This is a genomic window from Kitasatospora mediocidica KCTC 9733 (genome assembly GCF_000744225.1).
Lineage (GTDB): Bacteria > Actinomycetota > Actinomycetes > Streptomycetales > Streptomycetaceae > Kitasatospora > Kitasatospora mediocidica.
Genome location: NZ_JQLN01000005.1, coordinates 875,353 through 895,923, shown reverse-complemented (window position 1 = coordinate 895,923; position 20,571 = coordinate 875,353). Strand labels below are relative to the sequence as shown.

At 70.4% G+C, this 20,571-nt stretch carries 17 protein-coding genes; all 17 read left to right on the top strand.

Annotation, left to right across the window (positions count from 1 at the left end; genetic code table 11):
- Positions 1–13 precede the first annotated feature (13 nt).
- Positions 14–568, top strand: coding sequence for a NuoB/complex I 20 kDa subunit family protein (locus BS80_RS17990; protein ID WP_035798622.1), 555 nt, complete (start codon positions 14–16; stop codon positions 566–568).
- A complete protein-coding gene (locus BS80_RS17985) occupies positions 565–1,266 on the top strand; it encodes an NADH-quinone oxidoreductase subunit C (protein ID WP_035798620.1) in 702 nt (233 codons plus the stop codon). Before BS80_RS17990 ends, BS80_RS17985 begins: the two co-directional genes overlap by 4 nt.
- On the top strand, positions 1,263–2,591 hold the full coding sequence (locus BS80_RS17980; protein WP_035798618.1) for an NADH-quinone oxidoreductase subunit D: 1,329 nt from the start codon (positions 1,263–1,265) through the stop codon (positions 2,589–2,591). Before BS80_RS17985 ends, BS80_RS17980 begins: the two co-directional genes overlap by 4 nt.
- The gene (gene nuoE / locus BS80_RS17975) at positions 2,588–3,328 is read left to right on the top strand and encodes an NADH-quinone oxidoreductase subunit NuoE (protein ID WP_035798616.1); all 741 of its coding nucleotides are present in this window, start codon (positions 2,588–2,590) and stop codon (positions 3,326–3,328) included. Before BS80_RS17980 ends, nuoE begins: the two co-directional genes overlap by 4 nt.
- Complete coding sequence (nuoF, locus tag BS80_RS17970) at positions 3,328–4,692, top strand: NADH-quinone oxidoreductase subunit NuoF (protein WP_035798614.1); 1,365 nt, start codon at positions 3,328–3,330, stop codon at positions 4,690–4,692. The genes nuoE and nuoF overlap by 1 nt, the downstream gene beginning before the upstream one ends.
- Entirely contained in the window at positions 4,689–7,178 is a 2,490-nt protein-coding gene (locus BS80_RS17965) for an NADH-quinone oxidoreductase subunit G (protein ID WP_051966747.1), read from the top strand. The genes nuoF and BS80_RS17965 overlap by 4 nt, the downstream gene beginning before the upstream one ends.
- Positions 7,175–8,545, top strand: a complete 1,371-nt coding sequence (nuoH, locus tag BS80_RS17960) for an NADH-quinone oxidoreductase subunit NuoH (RefSeq protein WP_035798604.1) — start codon at positions 7,175–7,177, stop codon at positions 8,543–8,545. The genes BS80_RS17965 and nuoH overlap by 4 nt, the downstream gene beginning before the upstream one ends.
- A 6-nt stretch (positions 8,546–8,551) precedes the next feature.
- Entirely contained in the window at positions 8,552–9,133 is a 582-nt protein-coding gene (gene nuoI, locus BS80_RS17955; RefSeq protein ID WP_035798600.1) for an NADH-quinone oxidoreductase subunit NuoI, read from the top strand.
- Positions 9,130–9,978, top strand: coding sequence for an NADH-quinone oxidoreductase subunit J (locus BS80_RS17950; protein WP_035798597.1), 849 nt, complete (start codon positions 9,130–9,132; stop codon positions 9,976–9,978). Before nuoI ends, BS80_RS17950 begins: the two co-directional genes overlap by 4 nt.
- Positions 9,975–10,274 carry an NADH-quinone oxidoreductase subunit NuoK gene (nuoK, locus tag BS80_RS17945; protein ID WP_035798594.1) on the top strand — a complete coding sequence of 100 codons (300 nt, stop codon included), beginning with the start codon at positions 9,975–9,977 and terminating at the stop codon, positions 10,272–10,274. Before BS80_RS17950 ends, nuoK begins: the two co-directional genes overlap by 4 nt.
- A gap of 9 nt (positions 10,275–10,283) precedes the next feature.
- Positions 10,284–12,179 (top strand): NADH-quinone oxidoreductase subunit L, encoded by a 1,896-nt coding sequence (gene nuoL / locus BS80_RS17940; protein WP_035798592.1) that lies wholly within the window; start codon positions 10,284–10,286, stop codon positions 12,177–12,179.
- A gap of 40 nt (positions 12,180–12,219) precedes the next feature.
- Positions 12,220–13,851 (top strand): NADH-quinone oxidoreductase subunit M, encoded by a 1,632-nt coding sequence (locus tag BS80_RS17935; protein ID WP_035798590.1) that lies wholly within the window; start codon positions 12,220–12,222, stop codon positions 13,849–13,851.
- Positions 13,852–13,871: 20 nt separating this feature from the next.
- Positions 13,872–15,491: an NADH-quinone oxidoreductase subunit NuoN gene (gene nuoN / locus BS80_RS17930; RefSeq protein WP_035798589.1), complete on the top strand. Its 1,620-nt coding sequence runs from the start codon at positions 13,872–13,874 to the stop codon at positions 15,489–15,491.
- 174 nt (positions 15,492–15,665) lie between these two features.
- Entirely contained in the window at positions 15,666–16,676 is a 1,011-nt protein-coding gene (locus BS80_RS17925; RefSeq protein ID WP_035801725.1) for a polyprenyl synthetase family protein, read from the top strand.
- A gap of 59 nt (positions 16,677–16,735) precedes the next feature.
- Entirely contained in the window at positions 16,736–17,398 is a 663-nt protein-coding gene (locus BS80_RS17920; RefSeq protein ID WP_035798585.1) for a response regulator transcription factor, read from the top strand.
- Positions 17,399–17,594: 196 nt separating this feature from the next.
- Positions 17,595–19,514, top strand: coding sequence for a 2-oxoacid:acceptor oxidoreductase subunit alpha (locus BS80_RS17915; protein ID WP_408607428.1), 1,920 nt, complete (start codon positions 17,595–17,597; stop codon positions 19,512–19,514).
- Positions 19,507–20,568, top strand: coding sequence for a 2-oxoacid:ferredoxin oxidoreductase subunit beta (locus BS80_RS17910; RefSeq protein WP_035798580.1), 1,062 nt, complete (start codon positions 19,507–19,509; stop codon positions 20,566–20,568). Before BS80_RS17915 ends, BS80_RS17910 begins: the two co-directional genes overlap by 8 nt.
- The last annotated feature ends 3 nt before the right edge of the window (positions 20,569–20,571 follow it).

Below are 20,571 nucleotides of genomic sequence, written 5' to 3'. Positions count from 1 at the left end.
GAGGGATGGGTAGATGGGAATCGAGGAGAAGCTGCCGAGCGGCTTTCTACTCACCAGCGTGGAGACCGCTGCGGGGTGGGTGAGAAAGGCCTCGCTCTTCCCGGCCACCTTCGGGCTGGCCTGCTGCGCCATCGAGATGATGACGACCGGCGCCGGCCGCTACGACCTGGCCAGGTTCGGGATGGAGGTCTTCCGGGGCTCGCCCCGGCAGGCCGACCTGATGATCGTGGCCGGCCGGGTGAGCCAGAAGATGGCGCCGGTGCTCCGGCAGGTCTACGACCAGATGGCCAACCCGAAGTGGGTCATCTCGATGGGCGTCTGCGCGTCCTCGGGCGGCATGTTCAACAACTACGCGATCGTCCAGGGGGTCGACCACATCGTCCCCGTGGACATCTACCTGCCGGGGTGCCCGCCCCGCCCGGAGATGCTGATGGACGCGATCCTCAAGCTGCACGACAAGATCCAGCACGAGCCGCTCGGCGTGAACAAGCGGCGGGCCGAGGAGCTGGCCGAGGAGCTGGCCCTGGACGCCCTCCCGACCAGCGAGATGCGGGGGCTGCTGCGATGAGCGACGGCGACATCCCCGCGACCCGCACCGAGATCCCCATCGAGGTGGTCGGCAGCCGCCAGGGCATGTTCGGCGGCCGTGGCACCGGTGACACCTCGGGTTTCGGCGGCCTGGTCTCCCCGATCGTGCTGCCCGGCCCGAGCAGCCGGCCGTACGGCGGCTGGTTCGACGAAGTGGCCGACGAGCTGGAGGGGGCACTGGAGGAACAGGGCCTCGACCCGGCCGACGCGATTCTGAAGACCGTCGTCGACCGTGCCGAGCTGACCTTCCACGTCCGCCGCGAGCACCTGCTCCAGGTGGCCCGGACGCTGCGCGACGACCCGGCGCTGCGGTTCGAGCTGTGCCTCGGGGTCAGCGGCGTGCACTACCCGTCCGACGCGGGACGGGAGCTGCACGCGGTCTACCACCTGCGGTCGATCACCCACACCCGGCTGATCAGGGTCGAGGTCACCGCACCGGACGCCGATCCGCGCATCCCGTCGGTGGTCAGCGTCTATCCGACCAACGACTGGCACGAGCGCGAGGCCTACGACTTCTTCGGCATCGTCTTCGACGGACACCCGGGGCTCACCCGGATCATGATGCCGGACGACTGGCTGGGGCACCCGCAGCGCAAGGACTACCCGCTGGGTGGCATCCCCGTCGAGTACAAGGGTGCCCAGATCCCGGCGCCCGACCAGCGGAGGTCGTACACATGACCACTCACTACGAAGAAGCGGGCACCCGTGAGACCACCGAGGGCCGGGTCTTCACGGTCACCGGTGGCGACTGGGGCGAGGTGGTCGAGGCCGTCGCCAAGGCCGACGACGAGCGCATCATCGTCAACATGGGTCCCCAACACCCTTCCACCCACGGTGTGTTGCGGCTGATCCTGGAGATCGACGGCGAGACGGTGACCGAGGCCCGGTGCGGCATCGGCTACCTGCACACCGGTATCGAGAAGAACATGGAGTTCCGCAACTGGGTCCAGGGCACCACCTTCGTGACCCGGATGGACTACCTGACTCCGCTCTTCAACGAGACCGCGTACTGCCTGGCGGTGGAGAAGCTGCTCGGCATCACCGACCAGATCCCCGACCGGGCGACCGTCATCCGGGTGTTGATGATGGAGCTCAACCGGATCTCCTCGCACCTGGTGTGCCTCGCCACCGGCGGCATGGAGATCGGCTCCACCACGTTGATGATCTACGGCTTCCGGGACCGTGAACTCATCCTGGACATCTTCGAGTTGGTCACCGGCCTGCGGATGAACCACGCGTACGTCCGCCCCGGCGGGCTGGCCCAGGACCTGCCCCCGGGCGCGGTGGACCAGATCCGCGAGGCGGTGAAGCTGTTCCGCTCGCGGATGCACGAGTACGACAAACTCGCCACCGGCAACCCGGTGTTCAAGGCCCGGCTGGTCGACGTCGGCTTCCTGGACCTGGCCGGCTGCCTGGCGCTCGGCGCCACCGGCCCGATCCTGCGGGCCACCGGGCTGCCGAACGACCTGCGCAAGAGCGACCCGTACTGCGGCTACGAGAACTACGACTTCGAGGTCGCGATCGCGGACACCGCGGACTCCTACGGGCGGTTCCTGATCCGCCTGGAGGAGATGCGCCAGTCGCTGCGGATCGTCGAGCAGTGCCTGGACCGGCTGCGTCCCGGACCGGTCATGGTGGCCGACAAGAAGATCGCCTGGCCGGCCCAACTGGCGGTCGGCCCGGACGGTATGGGCAACTCGCTCGACCACATCCGGCAGATCATGGGCACCTCGATGGAGTCCCTGATCCACCACTTCAAGCTGGTCACCGAGGGCTTCCGGGTCCCGGTCGGCCAGGCGTACGCGGCGGTCGAGTCGCCCAAGGGCGAGCTCGGGGTCCATGTGGTGAGCGACGGCGGGACGCGCCCCTACCGGGTGCACTTCCGCGACCCGTCGTTCACCAACCTGCAGTCGATGGCGGCGATGTGCGAGGGCGGCCAGGTCGCCGACGTGATCGTCGCGGTGGCCGGGATCGACCCGGTGATGGGAGGCGTGGACCGGTGAGCAATGTCGAACTCGGCCTGCCGGCGCTGCCGGCCAAGCCGTACCCGGCCGAGGTGTACGAACGCCTCGCCGCCGACGCCAGGGAGCTGATCGGCCGCTACCCGGTGGCCCGTTCCGCGCTGCTGCCGCTGCTGCACCTGGTGCAGGCCGAGGAGGGCTGCGTCACCGCGACCGGAATCCGGTTCTGCGCGGAGCAGGTGGAGCTGACCACCGCCGAGGTGACGGCGGTCGCGACCTTCTACACGATGTACCGCCGCCGCCCGGCCGGGACGTACCACGTGGGCGTCTGCACCAACACGCTCTGCGCGGTGCTCGGTGGCGACCAGATCTTCGAGGAGCTCCAGCAGCACCTGGGGATCAAGAACAACGAGACCACCGCCGACGGCGAGATCTCGCTCGAACACATCGAGTGCAACGCGGCCTGCGACTACGCCCCGGTGGTGATGGTCAACTGGGAGTTCTTCGACAACCAGACGCCCGAGAGCGCCCGGCAGCTGGTCGACGACCTGCGCGCGGGCGCCGAGGTCGAGCCGACCCGCGGCGCCAAGCTCTGCTCGTTCAAGGAGACCGCCCGCATCCTGGCCGGCTTCCCCGACGAGCGGCCGGGCGCGCTGGACGCCTCCGGCGCGGGCGGCGCGCCCTCGATGGCGGGCCTGCGGCTGTCCAAGGGCGAGGCCCTGCCCGGCACGCCGGGAGCCCGCGTGGTCTCCCCGCGCAACGAAGGGACCGAGGCGTGATGACCGCGACCGAGCCGGCCGAGAAGCTGCTCAGCCCCGTACTGTCGGCCTCCTGGGACGACCACCGCCCGTGGACGCTGGAGACCTACCGGCGCCACGACGGTTACCAGGGCCTGCGCAACGCCCTCGCCATGGACCCGGACGCGCTGATCGCCCTGGTCAAGGAGTCCGGACTGCGCGGCCGCGGCGGCGCCGGCTTCCCGACCGGCCTCAAGTGGCAGTTCATCCCGCAGAACGACGGCAAGCCGCACTACCTGGTGGTCAACGCCGACGAGAGCGAGCCGGGCACCTGCAAGGACATCCCGCTGCTCTTCGCCAACCCGCACGCGCTGATCGAGGGCATGATCATCGCCTCGTACGCGATCCGCTGCGACCACGCGTTCATCTACCTGCGCGGCGAGACCGTGCCGGTGCTGCGCCGGCTGCACGCGGCCGTCGCGGAGGCGTACGCGGCCGGCTACCTCGGCAAGGACATCCTGGGCTCCGGCATCGACCTGGACATCACCGTGCACGCGGGCGCCGGCGCCTACATCTGCGGTGAGGAGACGGCGCTGCTGGACTCGCTGGAGGGGCGCCGCGGCCAGCCCCGGCTGCGGCCGCCGTTCCCGGCCATCGCGGGCCTGTACGCCTGCCCGACGGTGGTCAACAACGTCGAGTCGATCGCCTCGGTGCCGCCGATCCTGGTCCGCGGCAAGGAGTGGTTCACCTCGCTGGGCACCGAGAAGTCCCCGGGCTTCACGCTCTACTCGCTCTCCGGGCACGTCACCAACCCCGGTCAGTACGAGGCCCCGCTCGGTGTGACGCTGCGTCAGCTGCTCGACATCAGCGGCGGGGTGCGCTCCGGTCACCGGCTCAAGTTCTGGACGCCGGGCGGCAGTTCCACCCCGATGTTCACCGACGAGCACCTCGACGTCCCCCTCGACTACGAGGGCGTAGGGGCGGCCGGCTCGATGCTCGGCACCAAGGCCCTGCAGATCTTCGACGAGACCACCTGCGTGGTCCGCGCGGTCACCCGGTGGACCGAGTTCTACGCCCACGAGTCCTGCGGCAAGTGCACGCCGTGCCGCGAAGGGACGTACTGGCTGGTCCAGTTGCTCAAGCGGATCGAGGCCGGCGAAGGCCTCGAAGGCGACCTGGAGAAGCTGCTCGACATCGCCGACAACATCAACGGCAAGTCGTTCTGCGCGCTCGGCGACGGTGCGGCCAGCCCGATCGTCTCCTCGCTCCAGCACTTCCGCGCCGAGTACGAGCAGCACCTGGCCGAGCGGCGCTGCCCGTTCGACCCGGCCGCCGCCACCGTCTGGGCCGACAGCCGCCGGTCCTCCAGCCCCCAGCCCGCCACCGAGAGGGAGGTGCACGCATGACCATCACCGAGCCGGCCCAGAAGACTGCCACCGACCTCGTCACGCTCACCATCGACGGCGTCGAAGTCCAGGTCCCCAAGGGGACGTTGGTGATCCGGGCGGCCGAGCAGATCGGCACCCAGATCCCCCGCTTCTGCGACCACCCGCTGCTCGACCCGGTCGGCGCCTGCCGGCAGTGCATCGTGGAGATCGAGGGCCAACGCAAGCCGGTCGCTTCCTGCACCATCCCGGTGGCCGAGGGCATGGTGGTCCGCACGCAGCTCAGCTCCCCGGTGGCCGAGAAGGCCCAACGCGGGGTCATGGAACTGCTGTTGATCAACCACCCGCTGGACTGCCCGGTCTGCGACAAGGGCGGCGAGTGCCCGCTGCAGAACCAGGCGATGTCCACCGGTGGGGCGGACTCCCGCTTCGACGGCCTCAAGCGGACCTACGAGAAGCCGATCCCGATCAGCAGCCAGGTGCTGCTGGACCGCGAGCGCTGCGTGCTCTGCGCGCGCTGCACCCGCTTCTCGCAGCAGGTGGCCGGCGACCCGTTCATCGAGCTGCTGGAGCGCGGCGCGCTGGAGCAGGTCGGCATCGGCGAGGGCGACGACTTCCAGTCGTACTTCTCCGGCAACACCATCCAGATCTGCCCGGTGGGCGCGCTGACCTCGGCCGCCTACCGCTTCCGCTCCCGCCCGTTCGACCTGGTCTCCTCGCCGAGCGTCTGCGAGCACTGCTCGTCGGGCTGCTCGCTTCGCACCGACCACCGGCGCGGCAAGGTGCTGCGCCGGCTGGCCGGCGACGAGCCCGAGGTGAACGAGGAGTGGAGCTGCGACAAGGGCCGCTTCGCCTTCCGCTACGCCCAGCAGCGCGACCGGATCGGCTCGCCGCTGGTCCGTGATCGGGAGAGCGGCGAGCTGGTCCCGGCGTCCTGGCCGGAGGCGCTGGCGGCCGCCGCCGAGGGGCTGACCGGCGCGCGCGGCGCGGTGCTGACCGGCGGCCGGGTGACGGTGGAGGACGCCTACGGCTACGCCAAGTTCGCCCGGGTGGTGCTCGGCACCAATGACGTCGACTTCCGGGCCCGCCCGCACAGCGCCGAGGAGGCCGACTTCCTGGCCGTCGCGGTGGCCGGGCGCGGGGTGGACCTCGATGGCAAGGGGGTCACCTACCGGGCGCTGGAGAGCGCGCCGGTGGTGCTGCTCGCGGGCTTCGAGCCCGAGGAGGAGTCGCCGATCGTCTTCCTGCGGCTGCGCAAGGCGAGCCGCAACGGCCTGAAGATCTACTCGGTCGCCACCCACCGCTCGCGCGGCCTGGTGAAGCTGGGCGGCCGGCTGCTGCCGGCCGCGCCCGGCACCGAGGCCGAGTGGCTGGGTGCGCTGGCGGCCGAGGAGCCGCTCAGCGACGACGCCGGCCGCGCCGCCGAACTGCTCCGGCAGCCCGGCGCGGTGATCCTGGCCGGTGAGCGGCTGGCCGCCGTCCCCGGCGCGCTGACCGCCGCGCTGCGGCTCTCGCACGCGACCGGTGCCCAGCTCGCCTGGGTGCCGCGCCGGGCGGGGGAGCGCGGCGCGGTCGAGGCCGGCGCGCTGCCCGGACTGCTGCCCGGCGGCCGGCCGGTCACCGTGCCGGCCGCCCGCGCCGAGACGGCCGCCGCCTGGGGCGTCGCCGAACTGCCCGCCCGGCTCGGCCGGGACACCGGCCAGATCCTGGCCGCGGCCGCGCACGGCGACCTGGACGCCCTGGTGGTCGGCGGCGTCGAGCTGGACGACCTGCCGGACCCCGCCCTCGCCGAGGAGGCGCTCACCCGGGTCGGCTTCGTCGTCTCGCTGGAGCTGCGGCCCTCGGCCGTCACCGCGCACGCCGACGTGGTGCTGCCGGTGGCCGCGGTGGCCGAGAAGGCCGGCACCTTCCTGGACTGGGAGGGCCGGGTTCGCCTCTTCGAAACCGCACTCAAGGCCGATCAGATGACGCAGCGTCATCTGACCTCCGACGTCCGGGTACTGAACATGCTCGCGGACGCGCTCGGCCGCGGCCTCGGCCTGCCCGACGTCCGGGCGGCCCGGCTGGAGTTGGACACCCTCGCCCCCTGGACCGGCGACCGCCCGGCCGCGCCCGCCGGACACCCGGCCGCGCTGCCCCGGCCGGAAGCCGGCCAGGCGGTGCTGGCGGGCTGGCGCCAACTGCTGGACAACGGCTCGATGCAGCAGGGCGACCCGCACCTCGCGGGCACCCGCCACCCCGCCGTCGCCCGCCTCTCGCCGGCCACCGCCGCCGAGATCGGCGTCGGCGCCGGCGGCCGGCTGCGGGTCACCGGCCCGGCCGGCTCGCTGACGCTGCCACTGGAGATCACCGCAGAACTCCCGGACCGCACGGTCTGGATTCCGCTCAACTCTCCCCCAGCCTCCGGCCGGGAGGTACCCACTCCGAGCGCGAGCGCCCACCGCACGCTCGGTACGACGGTCGGCCACCTGGTGGCCGTCGCCCCGGCAGGGGAGGAGGAGCGATGACGCAGTTCAGCCTCGCCGCCGGTCAGGCCGTCGGCTATGAGACCCTCGGCTACTTCGGCCGGGACCCGTGGTGGCTGGTCGTGATCAAGGCGGTGTTCTGCTTCGCCTTCCTGCTGATCACCGTGCTGGTCTCGATCGTCTGGGAGCGCAAGGTCGTCGCCTGGATGCAGCTGCGGATCGGCCCCAACCGGCACGGTCCGTGGGGCCTGCTGCAGTCGCTGGCCGACGGCGTGAAGCTCGCGCTGAAGGAAGACCTGGTGGTCACCGGCGCCAGCAAGGTGGTCTACATCCTGGCCCCGGTGATCTGCGCGATCCCGGCGTTCATGGCGATCGCGGTGATCCCGTTCGGCCCGGCCGACAACGAGGTCTCGATCTTCGGCACCCGGACCCCGATGCAGCTCACCGACCTCCCGGTCGCGCTGCTCTACATCCTGGCGACCGCCTCGATCGGCATCTACGGCATCGTGCTGGCGGGCTGGTCCTCCGGCTCGACGTACCCGCTGCTCGGCGGCCTGCGCTCGTCGGCGCAGATGATCTCCTACGAGATCGCGATGGGCCTCTCGTTCGCCGCGGTCTTCATCTACTCCGGTTCGATGTCGACCTCGGAGATCGTCGGCCAACAACACTCCACCTGGTTCGCGGTGCTGCTGCCGGTCTCGTTCATCGTCTACATCATCTCGATGGTCGGCGAGACCAACCGGGCGCCGTTCGACCTCCCGGAGGCCGAGGGCGAGTTGGTCGGCGGATTCAACACCGAGTACAGCTCGCTGAAGTTCGCGATGTTCATGCTGGCGGAGTACGTCAACATGGTGACCGTCTCGGCGGTGGCCAGCACGCTCTTCCTGGGCGGCTGGCGGGCCCCGTGGCCGATCTCGACCTTCTGGGCCGGCGCCAACCACGGCTGGTGGCCGATGCTCTGGATCATCGTCAAGATCCAGCTGCTGCTCTTCTTCTTCATCTGGCTGCGCGGCACGCTGCCCCGGCTGCGCTACGACCAGTTCATGAAGCTCGGCTGGAAGGTGCTGATCCCGGTCTCGCTGGTCTGGCTGGTGCTGGTGGCCAGTGTCCGGGCGCTGCGCAACGAGGGCCACGGCTTCGGCCAGGTGGTGCTGTACGTCGGCGCGCCGGTCGCGGCCGTGCTGCTGCTCTCGCTGGTCTGGGACGCCTTCCGGGACAAGGCCGCCGACGCCGCCAAGGCTCAGCAGGCCGAACCGAGCGGTGAGTTCGACCCGATGGCCGGCGGGTACCCGGTGCCGCCGCTGCCCGGCCAGGAGCTGCCGCCGGTCCCGCGCCGGCCCAGCCGCGCCCCGCGGCAGCCGCAACTCCAGGACGCGCTCAACGGCGCCAACCATTCCGAAGGGAGCTGAACCGAGATGCCAGAACCGGACGACAAGCCCTCACTTCTGGGGCCGGCCGCAGGCTTCGGCGTGACCTTCACGGCCATGTTCAAGAAGCGGCTCACCGAGCAGTACCCGGAGCAGAAGAAGCCCACCGCCCCCCGCTTCCACGGCCGTCACCAACTCAACCGGCACCCGGACGGGTTGGAGAAGTGCGTCGGCTGCGAGCTGTGCGCCTGGGCCTGCCCGGCCGACGCGATCTACGTCGAGGGCGCGGACAACACCGACGAGGAGCGCTACTCCCCGGGCGAGCGGTACGGCGCGGTCTACCAGATCAACTACGCCCGCTGCATCCTCTGCGGGCTCTGCATCGAGGCCTGCCCGACCCGCGCGCTCACCATGACCAACGAGTACGAACTCGCGGACTCCTCGCGCGCGGACCTGATCTTCACCAAGGAGCAGCTGCTCTCGGGCCTGACCGAGGGCATGGTCGAGGCGCCGCACTCGATCTTCCCGGGGGCCGACGAGGGCGCCTACTACCGCGGCGAGATCACCGCGGCGGCGCCCGGCACGGTCACCCAGGAGCGGCACGACCGCGAGAAGGAGGAGCAGTCATGACCTCCACCGGCGAGGCGGTCCAGTTCTGGGTGCTCGCGGTCATCGCGGTCGGCGGCGCGCTGGGCATGCTGCTGATGCGCAAGGCCGTGCACAGTGCCCTCTGTCTGGCCGCCACCATGCTGTCGTTGGCGGTCTGTTACCTGGCCGAGGGCGCGGTGTTCCTGGGCGTGGTGCAGATCGTCGTCTACACCGGCGCGATCATGATGCTCTTCCTCTTCGTGGTGATGCTGGTCGGCGTCACCTCCGAGGACTCCTTGAAGGAGCAGCTGAAGGGCCAGCGGGTCGCCGCGGTGATCTGCGGCCTCGGTTTCGGCGTCCTGCTGATCGCGGGCATCGCCAACGCCAAGCTCTCGGCCTTCACCGGACTGTCCGAGGCCAACGCCGAGGGCAACGTCCAGGGTCTGGCCCGGCTGATCTTCACCAAGTACGTCTGGGCCTTCGAGGTCACCGGCGCGCTGCTGATCACCGCCGCGGTGGGCGCCATGGTGCTCACCCACCGCGAGCACGTGAAGGCGCCGGCCACCCAACGCGAGCTGGCCGCCCAGCGGGTGAGGGACAACGTCCAGCTCCCGCCGCTGCCCGCCCCGGGTGTCTACGCCCGGCACAACGCGGTGGACATCCCCGGCCTGCTGCCGGACGGCTCCATCGCCGAGGACTCGGTGATGGGGACGCTGCGCGAGCGCGGCCAGATCCGCGACGTCAGCCAGGACATGCTGCGCAGGATGGCCGAGTTGGAGGCCGACACGGCCGACTGGCTGGGCCGTCCGCCGTCCGCCCGGCCGACCCCGCCCAGGCCCCGCCAGGAGCTGACCCCGGTACCCGGGCATGAGGAGGACGCGGAGTGAACCCCGTCAACTACCTGTATCTCGCAGCCCTGTTGTTCACCATCGGGGCCAGCGGGGTGCTGATCCGGCGCAACGCGATCGTGCTCTTCATGTGCGTCGAGCTGATGCTCAACGCCTCCAACCTCGCCCTGGTCACCTTCTCCCGGCTGCACGGCAACCTGGACGGCCAGATCATCGCGTTCTTCACCATGGTGGTCGCGGCGGCCGAGGTCGTGGTGGGCCTGGCCATCATCGTGAGCATCTTCCGTACCAGGCACTCGGCTTCGGTCGACGACAGCAACCTGATGAAGCTGTAGGGGCCCAGGGTGAACTCTCTCATTCCGCTGCTCGTGGCGGCTCCGCTGGCAGGCGCCGCCCTGCTGCTGCTCGGCGGCCGCGCGTTGGACCGTTTCGGTCACTGGCTCGGCACCTTCGCCGCCGCCCTCTCGTTCGTCTTCGGGCTGGTCCTCTTCTTCTCGATGCTGGGCCGCAGCGCTGCCCAACGTCCGGTCCAGGAACACCTGTTCAGCTGGGTGCCGGTCAACGGCTTCCAGGCCGACGTGTCCTTCCAGCTCGACCAGCTGTCGGTCACCTTCGTGCTGCTGATCACCGGCGTCGGCACGCTGATCCACCTCTACTCGGTGGGGTACATGGCGCACGACGAGCGCCGGCGCCGCTTCTTCGGCTACCTCAACCTGTTCCTGGCCGCCATGCTGCTGCTCGTGCTGGCGGACAACTACCTCCTGCTGTACGTCGGTTGGGAGGGTGTCGGACTCGCCTCGTATCTGCTGATCGGTTTCTGGCAGCACAAGCCGAGCGCCGCCACCGCCGCCAAGAAGGCCTTCCTGGTCAACCGGGTCGGCGACGTCGGCCTGTCGATCGCGATCATGCTGATGTTCACCGACTTCGGGAACGTCACCTTCAACGGGGTCTTCGGCGCGGCCGACCAGGCGAGCAAGAGCCAGCTGACGGCGATCGGCCTGATGCTGCTGCTGGCCGCCTGCGGCAAGTCGGCCCAGGTACCGCTGCAGTCCTGGCTCGGTGACGCGATGGAGGGCCCGACCCCGGTCTCGGCCCTGATCCACGCGGCCACCATGGTCACCGCCGGCGTCTACCTGATCACCCGCTCCGGTGCGATCTTCAACCTCGCGCCCCAGGCGCAGACCGCGGTGGTCTGCGTGGGCGCGGTGACGCTGCTCTTCGGTGCGATCGTCGGGTGTGCCAAGGACGACATCAAGAAGGCGCTGGCCGGCTCGACCATGTCGCAGATCGGCTACATGATCCTGGCCGCGGGCCTGGGCCCGATCGGCTACGTCTTCGCGATCATGCACCTGGTCACCCACGGCTTCTTCAAGGCCGGGCTGTTCCTGGGCGCCGGGTCGGTGATGCACGGCATGGACGACGAGGTGAACATGCGTCACTACGGCGGCCTGCGCAAGCTGATGCCGATCACCTTCGTCACCTTCGGCCTCGGCTACCTGGCCATCATCGGCTTCCCGGGCCTGTCGGGCTTCTTCTCCAAGGACAAGATCATCGAGGCGGCGTTCGCCAAGGGCGGCACCGAGGGCTGGATCCTCGGCGCGGTCACCCTGATCGGCGCCGCGGTCACCGCGTTCTACATGACCCGGGTGATGATCCTGACGTTCTTCGGCGAGAAGCGCTGGCAGCCCGACGCCGAGGGCCACCAGCCGCACCCGCACGAGTCGCCGGCCACCATGACGACGCCGATGATCGTGCTGGCCTTCGGATCGGTCTTCGCGGGCGGCCTGCTCGCCTTCAACAGCTCGTTCCTGAAGTGGCTGGAGCCGATCACCGGGCACTCCGAGGGCAACTCGCCGCTCTCCTCCACCGTGGTCACGCTGCTCACGATGGCCTGCATGCTGGCCGGCGTCGGCCTCGCGTACGCCGTCTACGGGCGCAGCCCGGTGCCGGTCACCCCGCCGGTCGGCTCGGTCCTCACCCGGGCGGCCCGCCGCGACCTGCTCCAGGACGACTTCAACCACGCCGTGCTGGTCCGGCCCGGCTCGGCGCTGGCCGCCGCGCTGGTCTACTTCGACAGCAAGGGCCTGGACGGCTTCGTCAACGGCCTGGCCGCCACCATCGGCGGGATCTCCAGCCGCCTGCGGCGGGTGCAGAACGGCTACGTCCGCAGCTACGCCCTCTCCATGTTCGGCGGCACGCTGGTGCTGGTCGCCACCACTCTCCTGATGAGGTCGGTCTGATGCGTGTGACTCACCCCACGACAGCTCAGGAGGACCAGCCATGAGCTACCTGCTGACGGCCACCTGCGCCGTCCCGGCGGCCGGGGCGGTCCTGACCGCCGCGCTGCCCGCCGGCTCCACCGAGGCCCGCCGACGGACCACCAAGCTGACCGCGCTGACCGTCTCGGCGGTCACGCTGGCGCTGGCCGCGCTGGCCGCCGCCCGGTTCAAGCCGGGCGGCGCCCGCTACCAGCTGACCGAGTCCTACAGCTGGATCCGCTCGTTCGGGATCAGCTTCTCGCTGGGCGTGGACGGCATCGGCGCGGTGCTGGTGCTGCTCACCGCCGTGCTCGTCCCGATCGTGATGCTGGCCTCCTGGCACGACGCCGATCCGGCGCCGGCCCCTGACGGCACGTCCGACTCCGCCACCTTTGAGGGGCGCCGCCGTACCCAGGGCTTCTTCGCCCTGATCCTGGCGGTCGAGGCGATGGTGATCGTCTCCTTCCTGGCCACCGACGTCTTCCTGTTCTACGTCTTCTTCGAAGCCATGCTGATCCCGATGTACTTCCTCATCGGCGGCTTCGGGGACCGGGCCGGCGGCCCCGAAGCGGCCCGCCAACGCTCGTACGCGGCCGTCAAGTTCCTGCTCTACAACCTGCTCGGCGGGCTGGTCATGCTGGCCGCCGTGATCGGTCTCTACGTGATCGCGCAGCAGCAGGGGCAGGCCACCTTCGACCTCCAGTCGCTCACCTCCGCCATCGCGGACGGCAAGCTGGTGATCGACCCGACCGCCGAGCGGGCGCTCTTCCTGGGCTTCTTCTTCGCCTTCGCGGTGAAGGCCCCGCTCTGGCCGCTGCACACCTGGCTGCCGAACGCGATGGGGGAGTCGACCGCCGGAACGGCCGTGCTGATCACGGCCGTTGTGGACAAGGTCGGCACCTTCGCGATGCTGCGGTTCTGCCTGGGTCTGTTCCCGGACGCCTCGAAGTTCTTCGCCCCGGCGATCCTGGTGCTCTCGGTGATCGGGATCATCTACGGCGCGCTGCTGGCGGTGGGCCAGAAGGACATCAAGCGGCTGATCGCCTACGCGTCGATCTCGCACTTCGGGTTCATCATCATGGGCATCTTCGCGATGACCAGCCAGGGCCAGAGCGGTGCCACGCTCTACATGGTCAACCACGGCATCTCCACCGCCGCGTGGCTGCTGGTGGCCGGCTTCCTGATCTCCCGCCGGGGCTCGCGCCTGATCGCCGACTACGGCGGCGTGCAGAAGGTCGCCCCGGTGCTGGCCGGCACCTTCCTGATCGGCGGCCTGGCCACCCTCTCGCTGCCCGGTCTCGCGCCGTTCGTCAGCGAGTTCCTGGTGCTGGTCGGCACGTTCAGCCGCTACCCGGTGATCGGCGTCATCGCCACCTTCGGCATCGTGCTCGCCGCGCTGTACGCGCTGGTGCTCTACCAGCGCACCATGACCGGCCCGGTCAGGGACGGCGTGCGCGGTATGGCCGACCTCAAGGTCCGCGAACTCGCGGTGGTGACACCCCTGGTGGCGCTGACCATCTTCCTCGGCGTCTACCCGAAGCCGCTCACCGACCTGGTGAACCCGGCGGTCAACGACACCCTCTCCCAGGTCCACCGGACCGACCCGGCCCCGGCCCATCCGGTGGCCGGCCCCGCAGGAGGTGAGCAGAAGTGAGTGCTGTCCACAGCCTGTGGATGGAAGCGGCGGGCGCCAACACCGCCAGTATCCCGGCTCCCAAGATCGAGTACGGCCAGCTGTCCCCGATGCTGATCGTCTTCGGCGCGGCCCTGCTGGGCATCCTCGTCGAGGCCTTCCTGCCCCGCCGGAGGCGCTACGGCGTCCAGGTGGCGCTGGCCCTGACCGGCCTGATCGGCTCCTTCGTCGCCGTGGTGGTGCTGGCCGCCGACGGTTACGGCACGACGAAGAGCGGCCTGCTCGCGATGGGTTCGGTGGCCCTGGACGGCCCGGCGCTCTTCCTGCAGGGCGTGATCCTGCTGGCCGCCGTGGTCTCCGTGCTGATGTACGCCGAACGGCGGCTGGACGCCCGGGTGGAGGGCGTCGCCTCCGACGCCTTCACCGCCCAGGGCGCCGCCACCCCCGGCGGCGAGCAGGAACGGCAGGCCACCAAGGCCGGCTTCGCGAGCACCGAGGTCTACCCGCTGACGCTCTTCGCGGTCGGCGGCATGCTGCTCTTCCCGGCGGCCAACGACCTGCTGACGATGTTCGTGGCGCTGGAGGTCTTCTCGCTCCCGCTCTACCTGCTCTGCGCGCTGGCCCGCCGGCGCCGGCTGCTCTCCCAGGAGGCGGCGGTCAAGTACTTCCTGCTGGGCTCCTTCGCCTCGGCGTTCTTCCTGTTCGGCACGGCGCTGCTGTACGGCTACGCGGGCACCGTGCGGTTGCCGGAGATCGCCGACGTGATCTCGGGCGTCGCTCCGAGCACCCCGGCGCTGGCGAACAGCACCCAGAACGACGCGCTGCTGCTGATCGGCCTGGCGATGCTCGCGGTCGGCCTGTTCTTCAAGGTCGGCGCCGTCCCGTTCCACTCCTGGACCCCGGACGTCTACCAGGGCGCCCCGACGCCGGTCACCGGCTTCATGGCCGCCGCCACCAAGGTGGCCGCCTTCGGCGCGCTGCTGCGGCTCTTCTACGTGGCCTTCCCGGGCCTGCGCTGGGACTGGCGGCCGGTGATGTGGGGCGTGGCGATCCTCACCATGGTGGTCGGCGCGATCCTGGCGGTGACCCAGCAGGACGTCAAGCGGCTGCTGGCCTACTCGTCGATCGCGCACGCCGGCTTCATCCTGACCGGGGTGATCGCCACCAATCGGCAGGGTCTGGGCGCGGTCCTCTTCTACCTGCTGTCGTACTCCTTCGTCACCCTCGGCGCCTTCGCCGTGGTGACCCTGGTGCGCGACTCCAAGGGCGAGGCGACCCACCTGTCCAGCTGGGCGGGTCTGGGGCGGCGTTCGCCGCTGGTCGCGGCGGTCTTCGCGCTCTTCCTGCTGGCCTTCGCCGGTATCCCGCTGACCAGCGGCTTCACGGGGAAGTTCGCGGTCTTCCAGGCCGCGGCGGCCGGCGGGGCGACCCCGCTGGTGATCGTCGGTGTGCTGAGCTCGGCGGTCGCGGCGTTCTTCTACATCAGGGTGATCGTGCTGATGTTCTTCTCCGACCCGCAGCCCGGCGGGCCGGCGGTCGCGGTGCCGAGTGTCTTCACCGGCACCGCCATCGCGGTCGGAGTGCTGGTGACGGTGGGTCTGGGTGTGCTCCCGCAGTACTTCCTGGACCTGGCGTCGAAAGCCTCGATGTTCGTACGGTAGTTCCGTCCTACCGGTCCGGGTCGGGGGCACAGCCCTCGACCCGGACCGCTCTTCGGGCCCGTACCCGCACGCCCGTGCAGTGATCCACTCCCGACCGGATACGCTGCTGGGGAACGGCAGCGGCGGCAATCAGGGACCGGACCGCATGATCGACCGGCGACAGGAGTGGTCTTCGTGACCGTCGTGGGACCCTTCGGGCTCAGCGTGCAGGACCGCGATCTGACCCGCGACGTCCAGGCCGGGATGAAAGCGGTCGAGGCCGCCCTCGCCGAGACGGTGAAGAGCGAGGTGCCGTTCATCACGGTCACCGCGAGCCATCTCATCGAGGCCGGCGGCAAGCGCTTCCGCCCGCTGCTGGTGATGCTCGGCGCCCAGTTCGGCGACCCGAACGCCCCCGGCGTGGTGCCCGCGGCGGTGGTCGTGGAGCTCACCCACCTCGCCACGCTCTACCACGACGACGTGATGGACGACGCGCCCGTGCGGCGCGGCGCGCCCAGCGCCAACGCCCGCTGGGACAACTCGGTGGCGATCCTCACCGGTGACTTCCTGTTCTCCCGGGCCTCCCAGGTGCTCGCCGACCTCGGCCCGGAGGCCGTCCGGATCCAGGCCGACGCCTTCGAGCGGCTGGTCACCGGTCAGATCCTGGAGACCGCGGGCCCCCGCCCGGGCGACGACCCGCTGCAGCACTACCTCGACGTGATCGCCGGCAAGACCGGCTCGCTGATCGCCGTCTCCGGCCGCTTCGGCGCGCTGATGGCCGGCGCCGAGGACTGGGTGATCGAGATCCTCACCCAGTACGGCGAGCGGATGGGCACCGCCTTCCAGCTGGCCGACGACGTCCTGGACATCGCCAGCGACGGCCACGAGTCCGGCAAGACCCCCGGCACCGACCTGCGCGAGGGCGTGCCGACGCTGCCCGTACTGCTGCTCGAGTCGATGCCGGTGGACGACAGCGACCCCGAGGACGCCCGGCTGCGTGAGCTGCTCCAGCTCGACCTGACCGACGATCAGCTGCACGCCGAGGCGCTGCGCCTGCTGCGCCGCCACCCGGCGCTGGAGCGGGCCCGCCGGGAGACCCTGCGCTACGCCGAGGAGGCCCGCGCGCTGCTGGCCCCGCTGCCCGAGTGCCCGGCCAAGGCGGCCCTGCAGGGGCTCTGTGACGCGGTGGCGATCCGCACCATGTGAGCCGATCCGTACCATGTGACCTGGATCAGCCAAGGTCGCACCAGTCGGGGGAAGCCACCATGTTGCGTGTCGTCATCGCCGAGGACTCCGTCCTGCTCCGGGAGGGCCTGACCAGGCTGCTCACCGACCGCGGCCTGGAGGTGGTGGCGGGCGTCGGCGACGGTGAGGCGCTGCTGCGCACCATCCACGAGCTGGCGGCCGCCGACGCCCTGCCGGACGTCGTGGTGGCGGACGTCCGGATGCCCCCGACGCACACCGACGAGGGCGTCCGCGCCTGCGTGACGCTGCGCGGCCTCCACCCGCGCCTGGGGGTGCTGGTGCTCTCCCAGTACGTCGAGCAGCAGTACGCCGCCGAGCTGCTGGCGGGCTCCACCCGGGGCATCGGCTACCTGCTCAAGGACCGGGTGGCGGAGGTGCGTGAGTTCGTCGACGCGGTGGTCCGGGTGGCCGGCGGCGGCACGGCGCTGGACCCGGAGGTGGTGCAGCAGCTCCTGATCCGCAGCCGGAAGAGCGACGTGCTGGCCGGTCTGACGCCGCGCGAGCGCGAGGTGCTGGCCCTGATGGCCGAGGGGCGGACCAACGCGGCGGTGGCCAAGCAGCTGGTGGTCTCGGACGGCGCGGTGGAGAAGCACGTCAGCAACATCTTCCTCAAGCTCGGGCTGGCACAGAGCCCGGAGGACCACCGGCGGGTACTCGCGGTGCTGCGCTATCTCAACTCGTGAACCCGGATTTCCGGCCTTCGGACGATCGGAAATAGCCACTCCACGCGGCTTGCTCTAGTTACCGCGCAGGGATTCACCACACGCATAGGATGCGAACGGTGCACCAGGCGGACGGGGGCACACGGCTCACGCCCGCGGCTGGTACCCCTGAGGGAGGTCCGCGGCAGTGACCAGCGAGGTCGATCAGGTAGAGGCAGTGGGCGACGGATCGGACGGCCCGCTCGGCCGCCAGGGCCCGTCCGCGCCCAGACGGGCCAAGCCGATCCGGCGCTTGGACCGAGTGATCATCCGCTTCGCGGGCGACTCCGGCGACGGGATGCAGCTGACCGGTGACCGGTTCACCTCGGAGACCGCCTCCTTTGGAAACGATCTCTCCACGCTGCCGAACTTCCCCGCCGAGATCCGGGCACCCGCGGGAACGTTGCCGGGCGTCTCCAGCTTTCAGCTGCATTTCGCCGACCACGACATCCTGACTCCGGGGGATGCGCCGAACGTGCTGGTGGCGATGAATCCGGCGGCGCTGAAAGCCAATATCGCCGACCTTCCGCGTGGTGCGGAGATCATCGTCAACACCGACGAATTCACCAAGCGCGCGCTGAGCAAGGTCGGCTACGCGCTGGACCCGCTCTCGGACGGCTCGCTGGAGGCGTACCACCTGCACAAGGTGCCGCTCACCACGCTGACCCTGGAGGCCCTCAAGGAGAGCGGGCTGGCCCGCAAGGACGCCGAGCGCGCCAAGAACATGTTCGCGCTGGGCCTGCTCTCCTGGATGTACCACCGGCCCACCCACGGCACCGAGGGCTTCCTGCGGCAGAAGTTCGCCAAGCGCCCGGAGATCGCCGAGGCCAACATCAGCGCCTTCCGGGCGGGCTGGAACTTCGGCGAGACCACCGAGGACTTCGCGGTCTCCTACGAAATCCCGCCGGCCAGGCTGCCCGCCGGCCGCTATCGCAACATCTCCGGCAACCTGGCGCTGTCCTACGGCCTGATCGCCGCCTCCCGCCGCTCGGGGCTGCCGCTCTTCCTCGGCTCGTACCCCATCACCCCGGCCTCCGACATCCTGCACGAGCTGTCCAAGCACAAGAACTTCGGCGTGCGGACCTTCCAGGCCGAGGACGAGATCGCCGGCGTCGGCGCGGCGCTCGGGGCGGCGTTCGGCGGCGCGCTGGGCGTGACCACCACCTCGGGCCCGGGTGTGGCGCTGAAGTCGGAGACCATCGGGCTGGCCGTCTCGCTCGAACTGCCGCTGCTGGTGGTCGACATCCAGCGCGGCGGGCCGTCCACCGGGCTGCCGACCAAGACCGAGCAGGCCGACCTGCTGCAGGCGATGTTCGGCCGCAACGGCGAGGCGCCGGTGCCGATCGTCGCCCCCGCCACACCCGCCGAATGCTTCGCCGCGGCACTGGAGGCGGCCCGGATCGCGGTCACCTACCGGACCCCGGTGCTGCTGCTCTCGGACGGCTACCTGGCCAACGGCTCGGAGCCCTGGCTGATCCCCGAGGTCGACGAACTGCCGGAGATCAAGCCGGGTTTCGCCACCGGACCGAACACCCCCGACGGCTCCTTCTGGCCCTACCTGCGCGATCCGCAGACGCTGGCCCGACCCTGGGCCGTCCCCGGCACCCCCGGCCTCGAACACCGGATCGGCGGGATCGAGAAGCAGGACGGCACCGGCAACATCTCCTACGATCCGGCCAACCACGACCTGATGGTCCGCACCCGGCAGGCCAAGGTCGACGGCGTCGCGGTCCCGCCGCTGGAGGTCGACGACCCGGACAAGCTGGCCCGGGTACTGGTGCTCGGCTGGGGCTCGACCTACGGGCCGATCACCGCGGCGGTGCGCCGACTGCGCGCGGACGGCGCGCACATCGCCCAGGCGCACCTGCGCCACCTCAACCCGTTCCCGGCCAACCTCGGTGCGGTGCTGGGCAGTTACGAGCGGGTGATCGTCCCGGAGATGAACCTGGGCCAGCTGGCGCTGTTGCTGCGCGCCAAGTACCTCGTGGACGCCCAGTCCTACAACCAGGTCCGTGGACTGCCCTTCAAGGCACAGCAGTTGGCCGACGTCCTGTGGGCCGCGATCGGAACCCTCGAAGGGAACGACGGCGATGAGTGACCAGCATGCCTTCCCCTCGCTGAGCCTGGTCCCCAAGGCCCAGGCCGCGCAGAGCGCCAAGGACTTCAAGACCGACCAGGAGGTCCGCTGGTGCCCCGGCTGCGGGGACTACGCGATCCTGGCGGCGGTCCAGGCGTTCATGCCCGAGCTCGGCATCCGCCGGGAGAACACCGTCTTCGTCTCCGGCATCGGCTGCTCCTCGCGCTTCCCGTACTACATGAACACCTACGGGATGCACTCGATCCACGGCCGCGCCCCGGCCATCGCCACCGGCCTGGCCGCCTCCCGCGCGGACCTGAGCGTCTGGGTGGTCACCGGTGACGGCGACGCCCTGTCGATCGGCGGCAACCACCTGATCCACGCGCTGCGCCGCAACGTCAACCTGAAGATCCTGCTCTTCAACAACCGGATCTACGGCCTCACCAAGGGGCAGTACTCGCCCACCAGTGAGCTCGGCAAGATCACCAAGTCCACCCCGATGGGCTCGCTCGACGCACCGTTCAACCCGCTCTCGCTGGCGATCGGCGCCGAGGCCACCTTCGTCGCCCGCACCATCGACTCCGACCGCAAGCACCTGCAGTCGGTGCTGCGCGCGGCCGCCGAACACCGCGGCACCGCGCTGGTGGAGATCTACCAGAACTGCAACATCTTCAACGACGGCGCCTTCGAGGTCCTCAAGGACGCGACGACGGCCCAGCGCGCGCTGATCCGGCTCGAACACGGCCGGCCGATCCGCTTCGGCCCCGACCTCGGTGAGGGGGTCTTCCGGGACGCGCTCACCGGAGAGCTGCACACCGCCCCGGTCACCCCCGACAACGAGGACCGCGTCCTGGTCCACGACGCCCACGCCCCCAACCCCGTCACGGCCTTCGGGCTGAGCCGGCTCGCGGACAACGACACCCTGCACCACACGCCCATCGGTGTCCTGCGCAGCGTCGAACGGCCGGTCTACGACACCCTGATGGCCGAGCAGCTGGCCACCGCCGTCGAGCAGCGCGGCGAGGGCGACCTCGCCACCCTGCTGGCCGGCGCGGACACCTGGACGGTCGAGTGAGCT